Source organism: Staphylococcus sp. HMSC65H10 (assembly GCF_001839185.1).
GTDB classification, from domain to species: domain Bacteria; phylum Bacillota; class Bacilli; order Staphylococcales; family Staphylococcaceae; genus Staphylococcus; species Staphylococcus simulans.
Genome location: NZ_KV840301.1, coordinates 20,726 through 27,216, shown reverse-complemented (window position 1 = coordinate 27,216; position 6,491 = coordinate 20,726). Strand labels below are relative to the sequence as shown.

General features: G+C 26.2%; 6 protein-coding genes. 5 read left to right on the top strand and 1 reads right to left on the bottom strand.

What is annotated here, in order from left to right; genetic code table 11:
* Positions 1-260: 260 nt before the first annotated feature.
* Complete coding sequence (locus tag HMPREF3270_RS00245) at positions 261-1,121, bottom strand: helix-turn-helix domain-containing protein (RefSeq protein WP_070848243.1); 861 nt, start codon at positions 1,119-1,121, stop codon at positions 261-263.
* Between the two features lie 230 nt (positions 1,122-1,351).
* Between HMPREF3270_RS00245 and HMPREF3270_RS00240 the strand changes: the two genes are divergently transcribed.
* From HMPREF3270_RS00240 to HMPREF3270_RS00220, 5 genes are read left to right on the top strand one after another with little or no spacing between them, the layout of a single operon-like run.
* Positions 1,352-2,275 carry a radical SAM protein gene (locus HMPREF3270_RS00240; RefSeq protein ID WP_176746699.1) on the top strand — a complete coding sequence of 308 codons (924 nt, stop codon included), beginning with the start codon at positions 1,352-1,354 and terminating at the stop codon, positions 2,273-2,275.
* A complete protein-coding gene (cyaB, locus tag HMPREF3270_RS00235; protein ID WP_070848245.1) occupies positions 2,275-2,820 on the top strand; it encodes a class IV adenylate cyclase in 546 nt (181 codons plus the stop codon). Before HMPREF3270_RS00240 ends, cyaB begins: the two co-directional genes overlap by 1 nt.
* Positions 2,807-4,024 (top strand): hypothetical protein, encoded by a 1,218-nt coding sequence (locus HMPREF3270_RS14130; RefSeq protein WP_070848246.1) that lies wholly within the window; start codon positions 2,807-2,809, stop codon positions 4,022-4,024. The genes cyaB and HMPREF3270_RS14130 overlap by 14 nt, the downstream gene beginning before the upstream one ends.
* Entirely contained in the window at positions 4,017-5,210 is a 1,194-nt protein-coding gene (locus HMPREF3270_RS00225; RefSeq protein WP_070848247.1) for an ATP-grasp domain-containing protein, read from the top strand. Before HMPREF3270_RS14130 ends, HMPREF3270_RS00225 begins: the two co-directional genes overlap by 8 nt.
* A 28-nt stretch (positions 5,211-5,238) precedes the next feature.
* Positions 5,239-6,456 carry an ATP-grasp domain-containing protein gene (locus tag HMPREF3270_RS00220; protein WP_070848248.1) on the top strand — a complete coding sequence of 406 codons (1,218 nt, stop codon included), beginning with the start codon at positions 5,239-5,241 and terminating at the stop codon, positions 6,454-6,456.
* Positions 6,457-6,491 lie beyond the last annotated feature (35 nt).

Below are 6,491 nucleotides of genomic sequence, written 5' to 3'. Positions count from 1 at the left end.
CATCAACCGAATTTATTATAGAGCCTTTTTTTATTTCCTCGGAAAGGTTCTTTGCCAAATTCGGTGGCTAGATAAAAAAATAAATCTAAGAACCACAACTTTTATTAGACATTTATGTATGTATCTTTTAAATGACTGTGCTATTTCTTAAGAATTTCGCAATTAAAATAGGGTATTAAGTGAAAGTTACGCCTATTATGGGCATTAAACTTCATGCTAAATTGATGTACATATGCCGTGTTAGTCTTTAACTGTATTACTTAAATGCAAGTTCTGCTATTATTAATTTTTTTATATAGATTAGTGTAATAAATTAGTGAAAATTGATCGCCCAATTTCTTGAAAATTACAATTGCATCTTTCATTTTATTATTTCCATTAGAATTATTTCTTCTAGATTCAAAGTAACCTAATGCAAATAAAAAGACAGTTTTTTCATAAAAATAAAGTTCGCTATCCAATAGTTTGTTGATTACTTCAATTAATGAAAGACAATTTCTATATTCACCTAATTCTACGCTTCTAATCAAACAATTAATAGCTACGTTTATAACTAGTTTTTTATTTTTATAATAAAGTTCATTATCTTCAAATTCATGTATTACTTCGTTTGTGAAATAATAACAACTCGTATAATTTAATGAATGTTCGCAATTTTCTAATAATAATAATTCATAGCATCCCCAATAATCAATCGAAAAAAAATACTCTGCTAATTCCTCTACTTCATCAGTTGATAGAAAAATCGAACTATTAACCCTACTTAGTAAAGATTTTATTACGATTATTTCAATATGGGTGAAACTTGATAAACAAAATCTATTAAAAATCGTGTTAAAATCTTCCTCTTTTTCAACATTAATACACGTTTTAATGTTTTTAATCAATACTGAAAATTGCTCGGATTTGCTTTGATATTTGCAATGAATATTTAAAAATTCATCAAATGATATATTTAGCAAATTTAAAATACTATATAAGCTAGTAAAAGTTATTTCAGATTCACCTCTTTCAAATCTGGATACTTGTGATTTAGATATGAAATGTCCAGAAACGTAATCAATACTTTTGTGTTTTGCCTTTCTTATCCTACGTAACGTTATACCAAAATTTGAATCCATACAATTCCCTCTTTCACAACAAGTCTCTATATCATTCGGTTTTATTATATAATAAAATATAGATTGCTTAAATATATAATAGTGACAATCATATTTCAGATTGACAGATATCTTAAAATTGCTTGTTTTAGTATTACTTCTAGCCACACGATATATCAACTAGAAAAGAGACTATACTTTATGAATGCATTAGAGTTTATACGACCAAAAGTGATTCGACATTTTTGCCTATGAATTCAGTTAGAATAAAAATAACTGATAAATGTCCATGGAATTGTTGGTGGTGTCATAATGAAGGAACTGGAAATCGACAAAACAATATAATAAAGGATGTTGATTTTTTTAATGATGAATTTTTCAAAGAGTTTTTAAACATTACAAATGATTTACACATTAATGAAATACATTTAACTGGAGGAGAACCAAGCTTACATCCCGATATTGACTTAATTATAAAAAAATTAAAGCAATATGGCTTTAAAGTAAAAATGACTTCAATGGGTACCTCTATGAATATCTTTAAAAAGATTGTCAAAACCGGCATTGATTCTATAAATTTTAGTTTGCATGCTATTAATGATGTGGATATGATTAAAACTCAGATTGATAGATCAAACAGTTGGATAGCTAAAAATCATCAGAAACTATTAGATGTAATTAAATTTACAAAAGAAAGTGGAGTTTTGGTGAAAATAAACACAGTAATTGCAGATGAAGACGACTATTGTCGTGTTTTAAAAGTTGTAAAATGGGCGGCAGTTCAAAATATCAACGTTAGAATTTTAAATGAAGTTAATAGGAATACTTATTCAATTAATGCAATAAGAAAATTTTTTAATACATTAAATGCAGTTGAAATAGGAAGAAAATATGTAAAGGGAAGTTCAACTGGAACAATAAGTTATTTTATTCCTAAAATAGGTGAAATAGATTTTAAAGTATTAGTACCTAATTACTTACCAACTATGTGTAATAATTGTATAATGAAAAAGCAAAATTTATGTGGAGAATACTTTTATGGAATACGAATTGAAAATTTATCTGGGAATTATTATGCAAGATTATGTATCCATAAAACTGAAAGTAACACATACTTTCCACTGACAAAATTTAAATCGACTAATGCGTATGCTAGTCTACGAGGTGATTATTAATGAAAGAACTTGAAGTTAGATTTAAGATAGATACTGACAAAAATTTATCAAAATTACTATCTTATTTATCTGAAAATTATGATTATATTGATTCTTCCAATCAAAAAGATTCCTATTATAAAGAACACGGTAAAGAAAAAGAAGGTGATATCCCTGGTAGTTATATTCTTAGAATTCGGGAAGAAAGTAAACAATTTTTAGCAACTAAAAAAGAAACTGTTAGTGAGGGGTTATGGATTGAAAGTGAAGTCAAATTAGATGAGAGTCAATCATCATTTTTAAAGGATGTACTTAATTTAGGATTTAAAAGAATAATGGTTATAGATAAAAAAAGAGAAGCATATAAACAAGGGAATGTAACTATAAATATTGATAACATAAAAGGTCTCGGTCAATTCTTAGAAGCTGAAATATTAGGTAATTTTTCTGAAAATGATAAACTGTTATTCACACAAAAGGTTAAAAATGAATTTTCATTTTTGAAACCAAAAGTTGTAACAGAGGGATATGTTCAAATGATGAGGGAAAAAAATGAAATTAATTGACATACAAGATGAATTTTTAAATTATGGAAAAAAGTTAAATTTTAATTTGCTTAAAGAGGGCAATGTAGTAAGGCCAGATGGTTCCGAAACTTTTTTTAATATGTCTGCAATATCACAACATATTGATTTGTTTGATTCCATAAATATAAATGGAAAACAAGAAAACTATTTTACAAAGCAATTATCATATTTTTCAAATAAATTAGATGATGTTGGAAAAAATCGATTAACAAATCCTATGGAGATTGGTTTATCACTTTTAATTAAAAACAGTGATGAACCTCAAAAAATAATTAATGTTGCGTTATCATTTTTAACAAATATAGGGTTGTCAATAAACAAGATTTTCATTCGGTGTGATCGCGAAGTTGATTTTTTAAAATGGTACAACCACTTAGGTATATCTTTAAATCATATTTATGAATGGAAAAATTTAGAAAAATTTCATATTGGAAATAATAGACCTACCGGACATTATTCATATATATATTATAAATATTCAAACGGTGTTGTACCTATAGGAACTATTGCAACTATTAAAACAGAAGAAAAATATCATTTTGATATAGTGTACTATGCTGAGAGACTTTCTATTATTTTAGAAAATAAACAAGCAATTTGGGAGATAGATGAGATTAGTCCTCTTTTTAAGGTAACAAATAATCTGAAAATCAACAATAATAATGAAACTAGATTTTTATTATTGTTCAGGGTGTTTATTTTATTGATTCATGGTGATCTGCTAAGGATTTCAAATAAAGGAAAAGGATATTTTTTAAAAAAGATTTTGAGAGAGTTAGGTTTTTTATTAGATGGAAATCTTATCAATGAAGAGCATATTCCATTTATTTTAGAAATATCAAATGAAATTATAACTAAATTAGGATATACAAGTTTTAGTCCAAAACAAAAAAATGCATTTTATGAAAATATACTGAAGATTAATGAATATTCAGTCGATATTGTCAATAGACTAATAAAGGTTCGTACAAGGTTATTGGAAAATGAGAAAATTGATTTTAATGTAATAAAGGGTGAATTCGGAATATTTCCGGAATGGATTATACAGAAATTTCCTGAATTATTAAGAGAATATGATATATCATGCCATATACAATGTAGAGATTCTATTAGAAGTTTATCTTTAGGGAACAACTATGAAAAAGTTAATATAAAAAAACTACTAGGTGATGATTATGAATAAAATTTTAGTTTTAGGTGGGTTTTCTGAGATTCATAAATTGCTATATAAAAATGGTTATAAGTTAACAATAATTACTGAGTCTTCAAAGATAAAACCATATTTTAATGAAATATACGAAGAAGTTTTTGCATTTAAGAATTTAAAAGATCATAAAAAAATCGTGAATAAAGTATCAAATATCATTGATGATCCCAAAAGTTATAAAACTATTATTTGTATGTTTGAAAACTTACAAATATTAGCATCTGAAATTTCTATGACAACTAGCATACCATTTAACCTTTCAAATAATCAAGTAAGCTTGTTTGGAAACAAATATTTGATGAGAAAATTCTTGGAAAATAAACATTTTAATACTATTCCTTTTCGAAAAGTTATTGATGCTAAGGATCTATTCGAATTCATTAATGATTACGGCGAATCTATAGTTAAACCTATAAACGGAACAGGAAGTAAGAGTGTTTATAAAATAAATTTGACTAATGTAAAAACAATATCAGATGAAATATCAGAGTTTAAATGTTCACCTTTTATAATAGAAAAATTTATTGAAGGAGAAGAATTTAGTGTCGAATCAATAAGCATCGATGGCAAACATTACGTTTATGGAATTACAAAAAAATTGAAAAATGATGATTTTGTTGAGGTTGGTCATGTCGTACCAGCTAATATTAGTGATAAAGCAAGTAAGAATATTACAGACTATGTTCTTGAACTTTTAAATATATTGCAATTTAAAAATGGTCCATCACATACTGAAATAATTGTAGGTTATAATAATGAAATAAATTTAGTTGAAACCCATGCTAGAATTGGTGGTGATATGATATCTGAACTATATAGATTAATGTCAAAAAATTACAATCCTTTAGAAATAGCTGCATTATCTCTAGTAAAAGGCACTAAAAGTTTTAATGGTTTTAAATTTCATGACAAATATATTGCCATTTATTTCAATGAATTTGAAGGTGAAGTTATTGATAATGCTAGTATTAATGTTGAGTATATAAAAAAGAACAATAACATTATAGATGCAGATATTTTTGTTGTATCTGGTGATAAAAAAAGAGAAACAGGTAGTGAAAACAGAATAGGATATGTAATCCAAGATGGAAACAATTATAAATTATTATGTGAATCACGCAAATATACATTAAATAAAGTTTTTAATATTAGTTATAAGTAACATATTTTAAATATGAGAGAGTGATTTTATGGCAGTCATTATATTAGATAGGCAAGGTAAATCAAAAAGAGATTATTTAAAATGGGCAAATGGTTTTAATGAATCTATTTATATATTAGGACCAACGGATACAATTAGTAGTTTTCGATACAAAAATGCCTATGGATTTCCAGATTTTGATAACAATGGTAATGTAGAAAGATTTGTTGATGAATTAAGTAAGTACGAAAAAATATCGAGAATCATTTCTTTCGAAGAAGGTAATGTTATAAGAGCGGCATCTATAAGGGAAAACCTTGGCATAAAAGGGCAAAAAATCAGGAGTGCCTTACTTTTTCGTGATAAATATAAAATGCGAAAAAAATTGAAAGAATCAGAATTAAAATGTCCGCATTTTCGTCGAATTAATCATTTTATGGATATAATATCTTTCATAAAAAAGGTTGGATATCCAGTGATTTTGAAACCTAGAAAAAAATGGGCTTCGAAAGGTGTTTTTAAAATAGTCGATGAAAATTCTTTAAATAAAGCTATATCTAATTTTGATTTTAATGATTATATAATTGAGGAATATGTAGAAGGTCAACTTTACCATGTTGATGGATTATTTTATAAATCGGAAATCAAGGTTAGTTGTGTGAGTAAGTATTTAGAGAATTGTCTTGAATCATTTGAGGATGGTAATGGTTTAGGTTCAGTAATGATTAATCCAGATTCTAAACAAGCAAATATATTGAATGACTTCACTAAAAGAATTTTGAAAGTGTTTGATGTGAATTTTACAACTCTTTTTCATGCAGAAATTTTTATAGACAGATCAGGTAATCCTATTCTATGCGAAATAGGTAGTAGGATAGTCGGTGGTGAATATTCTAAAAATATTGAGTTTTCACTAAATATTAATTTAGAAGAAATTTATTTGAAGTGTGAACTTGGACTTTCACATAAGATTGATAATAATCAAATTGTTATGCCATCAGGCAAAGTATGGATTCCTCCTAAAAAAGGATTTATCGAATTTATACCAAAAATAAATATGAATTACATCTTTAATTGTGAGGAAATAGATTATAGAAACATAGAGTTTAATGGATTGCAAAAACAAATGGGATATTTGCTAACAATTAGTTTTTACAATGAAAATTATGAGCATTTAGAAAAATTAGCGAGAGAAATAAAAAGTTTTTACTCTGAAAATATAAAATGGAATGAAAATATTGTTGAAACTTGGAACTTCGATAAATAGCTTATATTTTTAGTCATCATAGAAAGAAGGTATTC